General features: G+C 73.1%; 14 protein-coding genes. 10 read left to right on the forward strand and 4 right to left on the reverse strand.

The annotated features are described in order from the left end of the window. Positions 1–8: 8 nt before the first annotated feature. Positions 9–1448: a glycosyltransferase 87 family protein gene (locus OHB04_RS30875; RefSeq protein ID WP_442815115.1), complete on the reverse strand. Its 1440-nt coding sequence runs from the start codon at positions 1446–1448 to the stop codon at positions 9–11. A 92-nt stretch (positions 1449–1540) separates the two neighbouring features. Here OHB04_RS30875 and OHB04_RS30880 point away from each other — a divergent pair, with 92 nt between their 5' ends. Together OHB04_RS30880 and OHB04_RS30885 are read left to right on the forward strand one after the other, a co-directional pair. Then, the gene (locus tag OHB04_RS30880) at positions 1541–2683 is read left to right on the forward strand and encodes a glycosyltransferase family 4 protein (protein ID WP_326690913.1); all 1143 of its coding nucleotides are present in this window, start codon (positions 1541–1543) and stop codon (positions 2681–2683) included. Between the two features lie 49 nt (positions 2684–2732). Further along, positions 2733–2885 carry a hypothetical protein gene (locus tag OHB04_RS30885; RefSeq protein ID WP_326808746.1) on the forward strand — a complete coding sequence of 51 codons (153 nt, stop codon included), beginning with the start codon at positions 2733–2735 and terminating at the stop codon, positions 2883–2885. Here OHB04_RS30885 and OHB04_RS30890 read toward each other — a convergent pair. Next, complete coding sequence (locus OHB04_RS30890) at positions 2873–4702, reverse strand: AMP-dependent synthetase/ligase (protein ID WP_326690915.1); 1830 nt, start codon at positions 4700–4702, stop codon at positions 2873–2875. The two genes, OHB04_RS30885 and OHB04_RS30890, sit on opposite strands and share 13 nt — an antisense overlap. A gap of 323 nt (positions 4703–5025) precedes the next feature. Here OHB04_RS30890 and OHB04_RS30895 point away from each other — a divergent pair, with 323 nt between their 5' ends. The 6 genes from OHB04_RS30895 (at position 5026) to OHB04_RS30920 (ending at position 10742) form a co-directional block, all read left to right on the forward strand. Then, positions 5026–5787, forward strand: a complete 762-nt coding sequence (locus OHB04_RS30895; RefSeq protein ID WP_326690916.1) for a metallophosphoesterase family protein — start codon at positions 5026–5028, stop codon at positions 5785–5787. A 103-nt stretch (positions 5788–5890) separates the two neighbouring features. Next, a complete protein-coding gene (locus tag OHB04_RS30900) occupies positions 5891–6382 on the forward strand; it encodes an SRPBCC family protein (RefSeq protein WP_326690917.1) in 492 nt (163 codons plus the stop codon). Between the two features lie 26 nt (positions 6383–6408). Continuing rightward, on the forward strand, positions 6409–7887 hold the full coding sequence (locus OHB04_RS30905) for an ArsA family ATPase (RefSeq protein ID WP_326809558.1): 1479 nt from the start codon (positions 6409–6411) through the stop codon (positions 7885–7887). Between the two features lie 317 nt (positions 7888–8204). Next, a complete protein-coding gene (locus OHB04_RS30910; protein ID WP_326690918.1) occupies positions 8205–8870 on the forward strand; it encodes a DUF5304 family protein in 666 nt (221 codons plus the stop codon). Positions 8871–8996: 126 nt separating this feature from the next. After that, positions 8997–9938, forward strand: coding sequence for an ROK family glucokinase (locus OHB04_RS30915; RefSeq protein WP_326690919.1), 942 nt, complete (start codon positions 8997–8999; stop codon positions 9936–9938). Between the two features lie 18 nt (positions 9939–9956). Beyond that, entirely contained in the window at positions 9957–10742 is a 786-nt protein-coding gene (locus tag OHB04_RS30920) for an endonuclease/exonuclease/phosphatase family protein (protein WP_326690920.1), read from the forward strand. A 29-nt stretch (positions 10743–10771) separates the two neighbouring features. Here OHB04_RS30920 and OHB04_RS30925 read toward each other — a convergent pair whose 3' ends face one another. Then, the gene (locus tag OHB04_RS30925) at positions 10772–11359 is read right to left on the reverse strand and encodes a hypothetical protein (protein ID WP_326690921.1); all 588 of its coding nucleotides are present in this window, start codon (positions 11357–11359) and stop codon (positions 10772–10774) included. Then, positions 11356–12135 (reverse strand): alpha/beta hydrolase, encoded by a 780-nt coding sequence (locus OHB04_RS30930; RefSeq protein WP_326690922.1) that lies wholly within the window; start codon positions 12133–12135, stop codon positions 11356–11358. Before OHB04_RS30930 ends, OHB04_RS30925 begins: the two co-directional genes overlap by 4 nt. A 259-nt stretch (positions 12136–12394) precedes the next feature. On the opposite strand from OHB04_RS30930, the gene OHB04_RS30935 reads away from it, so the two are divergent. Both OHB04_RS30935 and macS read left to right on the forward strand, forming a co-directional pair. Continuing rightward, the gene (locus tag OHB04_RS30935) at positions 12395–13195 is read left to right on the forward strand and encodes a lysophospholipid acyltransferase family protein (protein ID WP_326690923.1); all 801 of its coding nucleotides are present in this window, start codon (positions 12395–12397) and stop codon (positions 13193–13195) included. Positions 13196–13314: 119 nt separating this feature from the next. Further along, complete coding sequence (macS, locus tag OHB04_RS30940) at positions 13315–14616, forward strand: MacS family sensor histidine kinase (RefSeq protein ID WP_326809559.1); 1302 nt, start codon at positions 13315–13317, stop codon at positions 14614–14616. Positions 14617–14634: the final 18 nt, after the last annotated feature.

The following is a 14634-nucleotide window of genomic DNA, read 5'->3' on the forward strand; positions in this document are numbered from 1 at the left end:
GCTGACCTTTACCAGGTGAGCAGCCGGTCCCCGGACGGGGAGTGCGCGCGGGAGGCACCTCCGTCGCCGTCAGCCTCCGGGCCCGACCCGTCCGAGCCCGAGCCCGAACCCCCCGAGCCCGAGCCCGAATCCGAGCCGTCCGAGCGCGAATCCGAGCCCGCGTCTTCGTCCTCGTCCCGCAGGCGCGGTTCGGTGACCGTCGAGCGCCACAGCCGGGCGCAGGCCAGGAGGGAGGCCGCCACCAGCAGCCCGTTGCGCGCCCCGAGCACCAGGACTCCCGGGCCGTCGCTCATGACGACGTGTGTGAACCAGATGGGGAACTCCAGCAGCGTCAGCCCCGTCGCGGCCAGCACCAGGGCGGCGGGCAGCGCCTGTCGGCTGGCGCGCAGCGTCAGGCACACGGCCGCGAGCCCGACCAGCCAGATCAGGTACTGCGGGCTGAGGACGCGGCTCGTGGTGGTGAAGATCAGCACAGCGGCGAAGGCAGCGTCAGCGGGAGTGCTCCGCGTCCACTCCCTGGCCCGCAGCCGCCACAGCAGCAGCCATCCGAACCCCAGCACGGTCAGCACCAGCGCCGCATCGCTGACCAGCCGCACATGGGGCCCCACGAACTCCATCGAGCCGTAGTTCAGCAGCACCTGGCCCTCCCAGCCGAAGTGCCGTGCCACGTGCAGCACCAGCGCGCCGAGCGACTCCACCTCCGTGCCCCGGCCGCCCTGCGCCGTCACGAAGTCCAGCGCGCCCGGCATCGTCGCCGTGAACAGCGTCACCACCACGGCGGCCGTCAGCAGGGCGCTCAGCCACACGGTGCGGGTGACCCGGCCGCGCGGGGTGCCGAGCAGCAACAGCACGGGCCACACCTTCACCATCGCGCCGAGCCCCGCCAACGCCCCCGCGGCACGCGGATGCCGGGCAGCGGCCAGCAGGGCGGCCACGGCGAGTGCGGTGACCATCAGGTCGTAGCGCGCGTAGGCCGTCGGGCCCAGCAGCGGAACCCCCACGATCCACACCCACACCCCGGCCCGCCGCGCCCCGTCGGCGGGGGCCCGCGCCCGCGCCCGGGAGGCGTACAGCAACAGGGCGAGCACGGCCGCGTCGGCGGCGCAGGCGAGCATGAAGAAAGCGGCGGCGTAGCTGAGGAGGCCGAGGCCGGTCAGCAGCCCGGGGGAGAGGATGGCGAGCGCGGCGGCGGGCGGATACTGCCAGGTCACATCGTCGGTGGGGAAGGAGCCGGCGCTCAGCTGGGTGAACCAGCCGTGGTAGATCACCGAGACGTCGGTGGTCACGTCCAGCCCGCCGGGCAGCGAGAACACCTTGAAGACGTACAGCAGCAGCGCCGTCCGCGTCACCGCCCAGGCCAGCAGGGGCACGGCAACGCCGCCGGTCGTCCTCGCCTCGCCCCGCACAGGTGTCCTCTCAGTCCGTCCGTTGTTCGACCGCGAGGCCATCATGCCGTCCGTCCCGTATGAGGGCCATCAGGAGCGCCGCCCGCCGCCCGTACCGGCCCGGGTGCCTGCCGCTCGGGGTACTGTCGGCGGCGATGCGCAAGACCTTGATCGTCACCAATGACTTTCCGCCACGCCCCGGCGGGATCCAGGCATTCCTGCACAGCATGGCGCTGCGTCTGGACCCCTCCGAGGTCGTCGTCTACGCCTCCACCTGGAAGCGCGGCACGGAGGGTGCGGAGGCCACGGCCGCGTTCGACGCCGAGCAGCCGTTCGAAGTCGTACGGGATCGTACGACGATGCTGCTGCCGACGCCCCGGGTGACGCGGCGCGCCGTGGAGCTGCTGCGCGAACACGGCTGCCGCTCCGTGTGGTTCGGGGCCGCTGCCCCGCTCGGGCTGATGGCACCCGCGCTGCGCAAGGCCGGGGCCGAGCGCGTCGTGGCCACCACGCACGGGCACGAGGCGGGCTGGGCGCAGCTTCCGGCCGCCCGTCAGCTGCTGCGCAGGATCGGCGAGGGCACCGACACCCTCACCTATCTCGGCGAGTACACCCGCTCCCGGATCGCAGCGGCCCTCACACCCGAGGCGGCGGGGCGTATGACGCAACTGCCGCCCGGGGTCGACGAGAAGACCTTCCACCCCGCCTCCGGCGGCGACGCGGTGCGCGCCCGGCTCGGCCTGACGGAGCGGCCGGTGATCGTGTGCGTCTCCCGGCTCGTACGGCGCAAGGGACAGGACACCCTCATCGAGGCCATGCCCCGGGTGCTGGCGACGGTGCCCGACGCCGTGCTGCTGATCGTCGGCGGCGGCCCTTACCGCGAAGACCTGGAGAAGCTGGCCGCCTCCCTGGAGCTGGGCGACGCGGTGCGCTTCACCGGGGCCGTGCCCTGGGCCGAGCTGCCCGCGCACTACGGGGCGGGAGACGTCTTCGCGATGCCCTGCCGCACCCGGCGCCGCGGCCTGGACGTGGAGGGGCTCGGCATCGTGTACCTGGAGGCGTCGGCCACCGGATTGCCCGTCGTCGCGGGGGACTCGGGCGGTGCGCCGGACGCGGTGCTGGACGGGGAGACGGGTTGGGTCGTGCGCGGCGGCAGCCCCGAGCAGGCGGCGGAGCGCGTGACCGAGCTGCTGCGCGACCCCCAGCTGCGGGCCCGCATGGGCGGGCGTGGCCGCCGGTGGGTGGAGGAGCGGTGGCGCTGGGACCTGCTGGCCGAGAAGCTGCGCGAACTGCTGTGAGCCGACGCGCCGGGGTGGGGCCTGGGCGCTGGGTTGAGCCCCACGCCGGGTGAGCCGCGCAGACGGCAGCTCCGCGAACGGCAACCCCGTGTACGGCAGCTCCGCGAACGGCAACCCCGTGTACGGCAGCTCCGCGAACGGCAACCCCGTGTACGCCACCCCCACGTACGGCACCCCGGGCTACGACGTCTACGCGGTGTAGATGGCCTCGATCTCGTCCGCGAAGTCCTTGGCGACCACACCGCGTTTGAGCTTCAGCGACGGGGTGATGTGGCCCGACTCCTCGGTGAACTGGTGCCGCAGCACGCGGAACTTCCGCACCGACTCGGCCTTGGAGACCGCCTTGTTGCCGTCGTCCACCGCGCCTTGCAGCTCGGCCAGCAGCTCGGCGTCCGCCAGCAGCTGCTCGTGGGTCAGCTCCTGCTTGCCGTGCTCCTCGGCCCAGCGCGGCAGGAACTCCTCGTCGACGGTCAGCAGGGCGCCGACGAAGGGGCGGCCGTCGCCGACGACCATGCACTCGGCGACCAGGGCGTGCGAGCGGATGCGGTCCTCGATCACGGCGGGCGCGACGTTCTTGCCGCCCGCGGTCACCAGGATCTCCTTCTTGCGGCCCGTGATGGTGAGAAAGCCGTCCACGTCAAGGGTGCCGAGGTCGCCCGTATGGAACCAGCCATCGGCGAGGGCCTCGTCGGTGGCCTGGGAGTTGTTCCAGTATCCGGTGAACAGGTGCTCGCCGTGCAGGAGGACCTCGCCGTCGTCGGCGATCCGGACGACGGAGCCGGGCAGCGGCTGTCCGACGGTGCCGACCTTCTGACGCTCGAAGGGGTTGAAGGCCGTGGCGGCGCAGGACTCGGTCAGCCCGTAGCCCTCCAGCACCGTGAAGCCCACGCCCCGGAAGAAGTGGCCCAGGCGCTCGCCGAGCGGGGCGCCTCCGGAGATGGCGTGGGTGGCCCTGCCGCCCAGGACGGCGCGCAGCTTGCTGTAGACGAGCTTGTCGAAGACCTTGTGCTGCACCTTGAGCCTGAGCGAGGGCCCGGCGGGCTCGTCCAGCGCGCGGCTGTACGCGCCGGCGACCTCGGCCGCCTTGTCGAAGATCTTGCCCTTGCCGCCCGCGACGGCCTGGGCACGCGCGGAGTTGAAGACCTTCTCGAAGACGCGCGGCACCCCCAGCACCATGGTGGGCCGGAAGGCGCCCAGCTCGTCGGTGAGCTTCTTGAGGTCCGAGACATGGCCGAGCTTGATGGGCGCCATCACGGCCGCCACCTCCACCAGGCGCCCGAAGACGTGCGCCACCGGCAAGAAGAGCAGCACCGAGCCCTCACCGGGGCGGAACATCGGCCGCAGCCGCTCGACCACGTTGCCGCACTCGGCGAAGAAGCTGCGGTGGGTGAGCACACAGCCCTTGGGGCGGCCTGTGGTGCCGGAGGTGTAGACGATGGTCGCCGGGGAGTCGGCGCCCGCCACGGAGCTGCGCTCCTCGACCGTCGCGTCGCTGATCGGCTCGCCGAGCGCGGTCAGCAGGGCGACGGCCCCCTCCGTCTCCTGCTCGGGCCCGCCGGTCTCCCGGCCGGGCTCGATCTGCCAGACCTCGCGGAGCGTGGGCAGCCGGTCGCGTACGGACTCCACGGCCGCGGCGTGGTCTTCGGTCTCCACCACACAGGCCACGGCGCCCGAGTCTCCGAGGATCCAGGAGATCTGCTCGGGCGAGCTGGTCTCGTAGACGGGGACGGTGACGCCACCGGCGCTCCAGATGGCGAAGTCCAGCAGCGTCCACTCGTAGCGGGTGCGCGAGAGCAGGCCGACCCGGTCGCCCGGCTCGACACCGGAGGCGATCAGCCCCTTGGCCGTCGTCTGCACCTCGGTGAGGAAGTCCGCCGCCGTGAGGTCCTCCCACTGCCCGCCGCGCTTGCGTCCGATGACGGGGAGGTCCGGCTGCTGAGCCGCGTTCCGGCGGATGAGGTCCGTCAGGTTGCCGTCGGCGGGGACTTCGTAGAGGGCCGGAAGGCTGAACTCGCGCAAGACTGCTGCTCCTCGTCGGCACCAAAGGCGGGGCCGTCGAGGGGCGGCCTCCATTGGCTCGGTCCAAGATCGACGTGGATCCCGGGAATGACGGCCCGGACGTTACCCATCGGTATGGGCGTCGGGATAGAGGGTGGCGCCGAGATGTCTCGTGCGTCACACGCGGTGGATGGCTGATATGCAGCCTAGTCGAGGCGTTCGGGGACACGGAGGCGATGACGGGTAGAGAGCGTGGAGGCCGGACGTACAACCGGTTTCCGGGCGATCTCGGGTGGGTTGACGGGCTCTCCCGGCCCGCGCCGTGGCGATCTAGGGTGGAGCGCATGCGAGTCCACGTAGTGAGCGACGTACACGGCAACAGCGAGGACCTCGCGAAGGCGGGTGACGGCGCCGACGCGCTGGTCTGCCTGGGAGATCTCATCCTCTTCCTGGACTACGCCGACCACTCGCGCGGCATCTTCCCCGAGCTGTTCGGTCAGGAGAACGCCGACCGGATCGTGGCGCTGCGCACCGCCCGCCGCTTCGCAGAGGCCCGCGAGCTGTCGCGCCGGCTGTGGACGGGGCTCGACCGTGAGGCGGCGACGGAGGCCGCGGTGCGCGCGCAGTACGCCGAGCTGTTCGCCGCCTTCCCGGAGCCCACGTACGCCACCTTCGGCAACGTGGACATGCCGCAGCTGTGGCCCGAGTACGCGGGCCCGGGTACGACCGTGCTGGACGGTGAGGCCGTCGAGATCGGCGGCCTGCGCTTCGGCTTCGTCGGCGGCGGCCTGCGCACGCCCATGCGCACCCCGTTCGAGATCGACGACGAGACCTACGCGGCCAAGATCGCCGCACTCGGCGAGGTCGATGTCCTGTGTACGCATATTCCGCCCGACGTGCCCGAGTTGTGCTACGACATCGTCGCGCGCCGCTTCGAGCGCGGCAGCCCGGACCTGCTGGCGGCCATCCACACGGTGCGGCCCCGCTACCACCTCTTCGGCCACGTCCACCAGCCGCTGGCCCAGCGCATGCGCATAGGCGCCACGGAGTGCGTCAACGTGGGCCATTTCAACGCCACCGGGACCCCCTGGGTGCTGGAGTGGTGACCCGCAGCGCACCGGCACTTCCGGACGCGGGGTAGCCTTCCACCGCAGACGCTCCGCGCCACCGGCGGGCGCACCGAATCGGGCACATCGGAGGGCCATGGCGATGGCGGAACACACCAGCTCCAGCATCACCGTCGACGCAGCACCCGAGGCTGTGATGAAGGTGATCTCGGACTTTCCGCGCTACCCCGAGTGGGCGGGCGAGGTGAAGGAGGCCGAGGTACTCGGCCAGGACGAGAAGGGCCGCGCCGAGCAGGTGCGGCTGCTGCTGGACGCCGGCGCCATCAAGGACGAGCACACCCTCGCCTACGAGTGGATCGGTGACCCCGACGTGCGCGACGTCAACGAGGTGCGCTGGTCACTGGTGAAGTCCCAGATGCTGCGCTCCCTGGACGGCGTCTACCGCCTCACGCCGGTCGACGGCGGCGAGCGGACCGAGGTCATGTACCAGCTCACGGTCGACGTGAAGATCCCCATGCTCGGGATGATCAAGCGCAAGGCCGAGAAGGTCATCATCGACCGCGCGCTGGACGGTCTGAAGAAGCGCGTCGAGGCGGGCGGCGCCTCGGCCGGAAGCGGCGGGGCCGAGAGCTGACCGGCGACGGGCGGCCACAGACCGTACTGGTCACCGGCGCCGGCGGGGCCGGCCGTACGACCGTGGCGGCGGCAACGGCCTGCGCCGCCGCGGGACAGGGCCACCGCACGCTGCTGCTGAGTGCCGAGTCCGCCCCGCGTCTGGCCGCGCTGCTCGGCGCCGAGGGCGAGGGGAGCACGTCCACGGGCGTGCCGAATGCCGCGCCCGGTTCCGGCGCACCGGATGCCGCGTCCCGTTCTGCCGCACCGGATGCCGCGAGTTCCGCCGGCGCACCGGATGCCGCGAGTTCTCACCGGCGCGCGCCCGAGCAGGTCGCCGCCGTGCCCGGTCTGTGGCTGCTGCGTATCGACTCCGGGGAGGAGTTCCGCGTCCAGGCCGTCGAACTCCAGCAGCGTGGCAAGGCCGCGCTCGACCTGCTGGGCGCCGCGCCCCTGGACGAGGACGAGCTGACGGAGCTGCCCGGCGCGGGCGCCTTCGCCCTCCTGCGCGCCCTGCGCACCGCACACGCCACGGCGGGGCCGGACGGAGGCGCGGGAGGCGCGGATCGCCCGGAAGGCAGCGTGGGGGAGAGCGCCTGGGACATCGTGGTGGTCGACATGCCGCCCACCCCCGACGGGCTCAACCTGCTGGCGCTGCCCGAGCAGTTGCGCCGCTACCTGCGCCGGCTCGTCCCGCACGAGCGCCAGGCCGCCCGCGCCCTGCGCCCCGTGCTCGCCCAGCTCGCCGGCGTCCCCATGCCCGAGCAGTGGCTCTACGACGCCTCGACGCGCTGGTCCGCCGAACTGGCCGAGGTCCAGCGGGCTGTGGAGTCGCCCGCGACCGTCGTCAGGCTGGTCACCGAGCCGGGACCGCTGGCCGCCGGGGCGCTGCGCACGGCGGGCGCCGGGTTGCGGCTGCACGGGCTGGAGCTGGAATCCGTGGTCGCCAACAGGCTGCTGCCCGTCGGCTCCGCCGACGCCTGGCTCGCCGGGCTGGCGGGGCAGCAGCAGGCCGCGCTCAAGGAACTGCGCGAGAAGTGCGAAGCGGAATCCATACCGCTCTGCGAACTCCCGCACCTGGGACGCGACCCGCGCGGTCCCGAGGACCTGGTGGCCCTCGCGAACGCCGCCCGTACCGCCGTCACGGGCGCGGCCGGTCCAGGCGCCCGTTCCGGAGCGCGCGCGACCGCCCCCACGGACGCCGCACCCGCGGCCCCCGTGCCGCAGCCCCGGGAGGGCGGGCCCGGCACCGACGTCGCGCACGGCTGGGTCGAGGACCGGCTCACCGAGGACGGCAAACTGGTGTGGCACCTGCCCCTCCCCGGCGCGACCAGGGAAGAGCTGGAACTGGTGCGCCGGGGCGACGAGTTGACGGTGGGCGTCGGCCCCTACCGGCGCGTGCTCGCTCTGCCCTCCGCGCTGCGCCGCTGCCGCGTCTCGGGCGCGGCCCTCAACGGCGGGGCGCTGCGGGTGCGCTTCACCCCCGACCCCGGCCTGTGGCCCGGGTCCGGCGACGGGGGCCAGTGAGCCGGACGCCCTGGCACGCGCACGCGCCGCCCGCCACCGGCCCACGGCTCGGACCGGCCCCGATCCGGCGAAACGGAATCGAAGCGGAATCGAAGCGGAAGCCAGGATCCCGCAGAAGCGGAACCCAGGCCCGGGAGAAAGCGGAATCCCGGTTCCCGCACGAACGGAATCCAGGCCGCCGAAGGGGAATCCGTCGCCTCTCAACGCCGTGCCCCCGTTCCGGTAACGTCGGAAGGTAACCGGACCCCGGGCGCTCCGCCCGGCCGGCCCGATGAACCGCACGCCCCAGCACTCACCCTCGCCCGTAGGAGCCCGCCATGAGCGACGACGCCGAGCGCCCTGACTCCAGCGCCCCGTCCGGCTCGCCCGCAGTGTCCGCCGAGTACTCCGCGCACGCGCCGGGCCCCGCGGCAGCACCGGACCCCGACGCCTGGGCCACCGCCTGCGAGGAGGACCTGGCAGCCGAGAAGGCCCGCCGCCGCGCGGAGTACGGGCCGCCGCCCACCAGTGCGGCCGAAGAGCTGCGGAGGCTGGCCGACGCCGTCACCGACAAGGTCACCGAGCTGGGCAAGCCCCTCTTCGGAGCGGTGGGCACGGCGGCGGCCCAGGGCGTGGCCCAGCAGTTGTTCGCCCAGGCCAAGGCCACCATCGAGCCCGTGGTCGAGCGCAACCCGCAGCTCTTCGACCACCTCGCGGCGGCCGGCGGCGAACTGCTCGCCGCCTACCGCTCCGTCGTCCAGGAGTCCGAGCGCCGCTGGAGCGAGCCCAAGGACGCGAACGCGGCACCGCCCGCCGCCGGCACCGAGCGGATCGACCTGGACGACCGGACCGGCGCGGACGAACAGGGCGGGCAGGCCGGGCCGGACGAGCGTGTCGTGCTCGACGCGCAGGACGAGCCCACGGACGACGCCAGGAGCGGCGAGGAAAACCGCGGGGACGAAAGCCCCGGCGGCGGGTCGGAAGGGCCGCGCACCGGCGCCTGACCCCGCTCCCACCGGCGGCGCCTCAGCGCCGGGACGATCCGCCACAAGCCGGACCGTGCCCAGCGCGTGGGAGCGCTCCGGTACGGTTGTCGGCGGCGGGGATCACACCGGATGACCGAGGGACACATGGGACTCACTATCGGGGTCGACATCGGCGGCACCAAGATTGCGGCCGGCGTTGTCGACGAAGAAGGCACGATCCTCGAAACGAGCAAGGTGCCGACGCCTTCCACCCCGGACGCTGTGATAGACGCCATCGCCGACGCGGTTCGCCAGGCGAGTGCGGAATACCAGGTGGACGCCGTGGGCATCGGGGCTCCCGGTTACGTCGACGACAAGCGCGCCAACGTGCTGTTCACGCCCAACCTGTCCTGGCGCCACGAGCCGCTCAAGGACAAGGTCGAACAGCGCATCGACCTCCCCGTCGTGATCGAGAACGATGCCAACGCGGCGGCCTGGGGCGAGTACAAGTTCGGCGTGGGCACCGGCCACGAGGACGTCGTCTGCATCACCATCGGCACCGGCCTGGGCGGCGGCACCATCATCGGCGGCAAGCTCCACCGCGGGCGCTTCGGCGTGGCAGCGGAGTTCGGCCACATCCGGATGGTGCCCGACGGGCTGCTGTGCGGCTGCGGCAACCAGGGCTGCTGGGAGCAGTACGCCTCCGGGCGCGCGCTCCTGCGCTACGCCCAGCAGCGCGCCACCGCCACCCCCGACAGCGCGAGCATCCTGCTCGGCCTCGGCGACGGCACCTCCGAGGGCATCGAGGGCAAGCACATCAGCGAGGCGGCCCGCCAGGGCGACGCCGTGGCCATCGACTCCTTCCGCGAGCTGGCCCGCTGGGCCGGAGCCGGGCTCGCCGACCTCGCCTCGCTGTTCGACCCGGGCGCCTTCATCGTCGGCGGCGGGGTCTCCGACGAGGGCGAGCTGGTGCTCGACCCCATCCGCAAGTCCTTCCGGCGCTGGCTCGTCGGCAGCCGCTGGCGCCCGCACGCCGAGGTCCTCGCCGCCCAACTCGGCGGCAAGGCGGGCCTCGTGGGTGTGGCGGACCTCGCCCGCCAGGGCTGAACACACCGGCGGGCGCTGATGACACGCGAATCGGCCGGTCCGGCCGACCTGCCCCCCTCCGGCACCGAGCCCGACGGCTCGGCCGTGGTCAGGCTGCTCAGTTACAACGTCCGCTCACTGCGCGACGACCGGGAGGCGCTCGTCCGGGTCATCCGGGCCTGCGCCCCCGACGTCGTGTGTGTGCAGGAGGCGCCCCGCTTCTTCCGCTGGCGCAAGTACGCCTCGTGGCTGGGCCGCAGGACCGACCTGACGTACGTCGCCGGGGGCGCGACCGCCGCCGGGCCCATGATCCTGGCCTCGCTGCGGCCGACCGTCGAGCATGCCGAGGATGTGCTGCTGCCGCGCACACCCGGGCTGCACCAGCGCGGGTTCGCCACCGCTGTCCTGCGCTTCGGGGCCGCCGCGCGGCTCGGGGTGGTCAGCTTCCACCTCAGCCTCCAGGCGCGCGAGCGGTACGCGCAGGGCCGGGCGCTGCTCGAACAGCTCGGGAGCCTGGGGGAGTTCGCCGTCGCCGCGGGCGACCTCAACGACCGCCCCGACGGCCGGACCTTCCGCCTCCTGGCCGACGGCCTCCAGGACGCCTGGCGGACCGCGCCGTGGGGCAGGGAAATGACGTCACCGGCGGCGGATCCCGTACAGCGCATCGACGCGGTCTTCGCCACGAAGGGCGTACGCCTCCTCGGCGCGGGCGTCCCGGCCGGTCTCCCGGGCGTCACCCCCGCCGACCTCCGCACGGCGACCGACCACCTACCGGTCCTGGCGGCCCTGCGAGTGCCCCCGGCCGGGGCGCCGGAGGGGCTGTGAACAGCCCGCCCGGCGTCTGAGGACCCGGCTCACACCACGGCGCCCCGGCCAGGGTCGTCCCCGTCGTCCTCGTCGCGTCCGTCGCGCATCCGTGCGACAAGCGTGGCGAAGCCGCCGAGGAACCCGCCCACGCCGAGCGTGACGATCCACCAGGTCAGGTCGGCCTGGAGCAGGATCGCTCCGAAGAGCAGCAGCGGCCCGCCCAGCACCGCGAGCCACGCGAACTTCGTCGTCGTGTCCGCCTGGGGCAGCGGCGGCGGCTCGGGCGGCACGAAGTGCCCCTCGTCCTCGTCGTCGTCCGCCTCCCAGTCGCGGGGGGCGGTGCCCGCCGCGTAGACGGTGAAGCTGCGCACCGGAGGCTCCGCGTCCGGCGCCTGCCGGGGCTTGGTGAGCATGTCTCCGTCCGACTCGTCGGCGGGGGGCGGCTCGCGGTCACGGGCGGCCTCGGAGGGGCCCGCCTCCGTCTCCGCCTCCGGGGCGTCGTCGTCGGCCGGCTCCGGCCCGTACGCGGCGACGATCGCCGCCCACGCGGCCTCCTCCTCGGGTGGGAGAGAGGGGCCGTGGCGCGCCTCGCCCTCGTCCGGGTCACGGTCCGGGCCCGGGTCACGCTCCGTCACTGGCTGTCCTTCGCGGGGAGCGGCTCGCGTGCCACGAGCCGGTCGATGAAACCGTGGGAATCGGCGAAGATCCGTTCCGCGTCATGATCCAGGGTGGCGACGTGGAAACTTCGCTCCAGCACCGTCTCGGTCACGTCGGTGGACGAGACGCGGCTCAGGACCAGCGCGGAGTCCGAGGAGGGCACCACATGGTCCGTCCTGCTGCGCAGGAGCAGCAGCGGCTGCGTCACCTTCGGCAGATCCTTGTGGACGACGCGGAAGAGGTTGCGCAGCGCGTACGCGGCCCGGGTCGGCACCCGGTCGTACCCCAGCTCCGTGCGGTTCTCCTTGGCGATGTCGTCCGTGATGCCCCGCACCGAGCGGAGCAGGAAGCGCCCGGCGGGGAGCGCGAACCCCTGCGCCCGGGGGAAGGCCGCCGCCGGGTTCACGACGACGACCCCGCTCACCGCGTGCCCGTGCAGCGCGGCCAGCCGCAACGCGAGGGCGCCGCCCATGGACAGGCCGCAGACGAAGACGTGGTCGCAGCGCTCGCTGAGCAGCCGCAGCTCCCGGTCCACCGTGGCGTACCAGTCCTCCCAGCTGGTGAGGGCCAGGTCCTCCCAGCGGGTGCCGTGCCCGGGCAGCAGCGGGAGCGAGACGGTCAGCCCGCGCTCCGCCAGATACTCGGCCCAGGGGCGCAGGGAGTGGGGCGATCCCGTGAAGCCGTGACAGAGCAGCACCCCGGTCGATGATCCGTCGCGGTGGAAGGGCTCGGCTCCGGGGAGGAAGGGCGACACGGTGGGCCTCCAGGGGCTCGGCGGGTGACGCGGTGGGCGGATCGGCTCGTCGGTGGCCGCCGGGTCCGTCGGCTCCGTCGGAGGACGGGGCGCACGGCCGGCAGGGGTGCTGCCACCCTAATTCGTCGCCGACGACTCCGGCAGTGCCGAGGGGGCCGGAGCAGGGGGCACGAGTGGGCGGGAAGGGACCCGCCACTCCGGGGAGTGGGTCCCTTCGGGGCGAGATAGGGTCGAAGGCGTCCGATGGAGGAGGTCCAGGTTGTTCTACGGCGCGATGAAGCTGTCGGTCGGCAGCACGCTCAAGCTCGCGTTCCGGCCCTGGGTCGAGGGTCTGGAGAACGTGCCCGAGGAGGGGCCCGCGATCCTCGCGAGCAACCACTTGTCGTTCTCGGACTCCTTCTTCCTGCCCGCCGTCCTCGACCGCAAGGTCACCTTTATCGCCAAGGCGGAGTACTTCACCTCGCCGGGCGTGAAGGGCAAGCTGACGGCCGCGTTCTTCAAGGGCGTCGGCCAGCTCCCCGTCGACCGCTCGGGTGTGCGGGGCGCGGGCGAGGCCGCCATCAGAAGCGGCCTCGAAGTGCTGGAGCGCGGGGAGCTGTTCGGCATCTACCCCGAGGGCACCCGCTCGCCCGACGGCCGCCTCTACCGGGGCAAGCCCGGTGGCCTGGCGCGGCTCGCGCTGCGTTCGGGGGCGCCGGTGATCCCGGTGGCGATGATCGACACGGAGAAGATCCAGCCGCCCGGCAAGGTGGTGCCCAAGCTGATGCGGCCCGGCATCCGGATCGGCACCCCGCTCGACTTCAGCCGCTACCACGGCATGGACAACGACAGGTTCATCCAGCGCGCGGTCACCGACGAGGTCATGTACGCCATCTTGAAGCTCTCCGGCCAGGAGTACGTCGACATCTACGCGACGGCGGCCAAGCGGCAGATCGCCGAGGCGGAGAAGGCGGAGAAGGCCGAGAAGGCAGCCAGGGCCGAGAAGGCCGCGACGGCGTCCGGGAACGCCGCGGGCGAATCGTCGCCGCCCCAGGGTGAGAACGGCAACAGGGCCGCGTAGGAGCGCTCTTCGTACGGGCGCGGCCCGGGGCAGGCCGTAAGAGCCGCAGGGGCCGGTGAAGTCAGGCCGGTGGAGGACAGGCCGGTGGAGTCAGGGGGGAAGACGTGGCCGTGAAGAAGATGTCCGTGGAGCAGCCGCTGTGGAACGCGCTGACCGGATACCGCATCCTGGCCGCTCTCTACGCCCTCGGCGTCTTCGCCTGGAGCTACGACGAGTACAGCGCTCCGGTGCCGGGGCTGGTCTTTCTGCTGCTCCTCACCACCTGGACGTTCGCCACGCTGCGCAACGTCGGCTCGGCCGCCCGCTGCACGCTGCCCTTCCTCGTCACCGACATCGCCTTCGGTATCGCCGGGATCCTGCTCTCCCCGTACATCGACGCCCACGACCACGTCGGCCCCACGCTGCCGTCCATATGGGTGGCGGGCCCCGTGCTGGCCTTCGCGCTCAAGGGCGGCTGGCGGTGGGCGGCGGGCGTCTCGGTGCTGGTGGGGATCGCCAACATCATCGAACGCGGCATGGTCACCCGCTCGACCTTCCACAACGTGCTGCTCGTGTGCGTCGCCAGCATCGCCATCGGCTATGTGATCGAGGTGGCCCGCGCCAGTGAACGCACCCTGGCCCGCGCCCTCCAGATCGAGGCGGCGACCAGGGAGCGCGAGCGGCTCGCCCGCGACATCCACGACAGCGTTCTCCAGGTGCTGGCGATGGTGCAGCGCAGGGGCAGCACCATCGGCGGGGAGGCGGCCGAACTGGGCCGCATGGCGGGGGAGCAGGAGGTCGCGCTGCGCGCCCTGGTCTCCAGCGGGGTGGTGCCGCGGCAGCGCCCGGCCCCCGCGGCGAACGGCGCACCGGATGCCGCACCACATCCGCCCGGCGCGGGCAGGGGCACCGGCCCCGGTTCCGGCGCACCGGATGCCGCGGAACCTGGCGGCGCGGAGCCGGGCTCCGGGTCCGTCCCCGACGCTCTCCTCACGCTCGATCCAATCGGCGAGACCGACGGCGAGGCCGACAGCGCGCTGTGCGACGTCCGCGCGCTCCTCTCCTCGCACGCCGCGGCGCGGGTCTCCTACGCCGAGCCCGGGGCGCCCGTACTGCTGCCCGCACGGGTGGCCACGGAACTGACGGCGGCTGTCAGCGCCGCCCTGGACAATGTGCGCAAGCACGCGTGCGGCGAAGCGGGCCAGGAAGCCCGCGCGTGGATCCTGCTGGAGGACGAGCCGGATTCCGTGATCGTGACCGTCCGGGACGACGGCCCCGGCATTCCGGCGGGGCGGCTGGCGGACGCGGAGGCGGAGGGCCGGATGGGCGTCGCGCTGTCCATCCGGGGACGCCTGCGGGACCTGGGCGGCACGGCGGAGCTGGTGTCGGTCCCGGGGCAGGGGACGGAAGTGGAATTGAGGGTGCCCAAGAATGACCAGTGAAGCGAACGGCGAGCCGGT

Origin of the sequence: Streptomyces sp. NBC_01775, assembly GCF_035917675.1 — a bacterium.
In the GTDB taxonomy this organism is placed as follows: domain Bacteria; phylum Actinomycetota; class Actinomycetes; order Streptomycetales; family Streptomycetaceae; genus Streptomyces.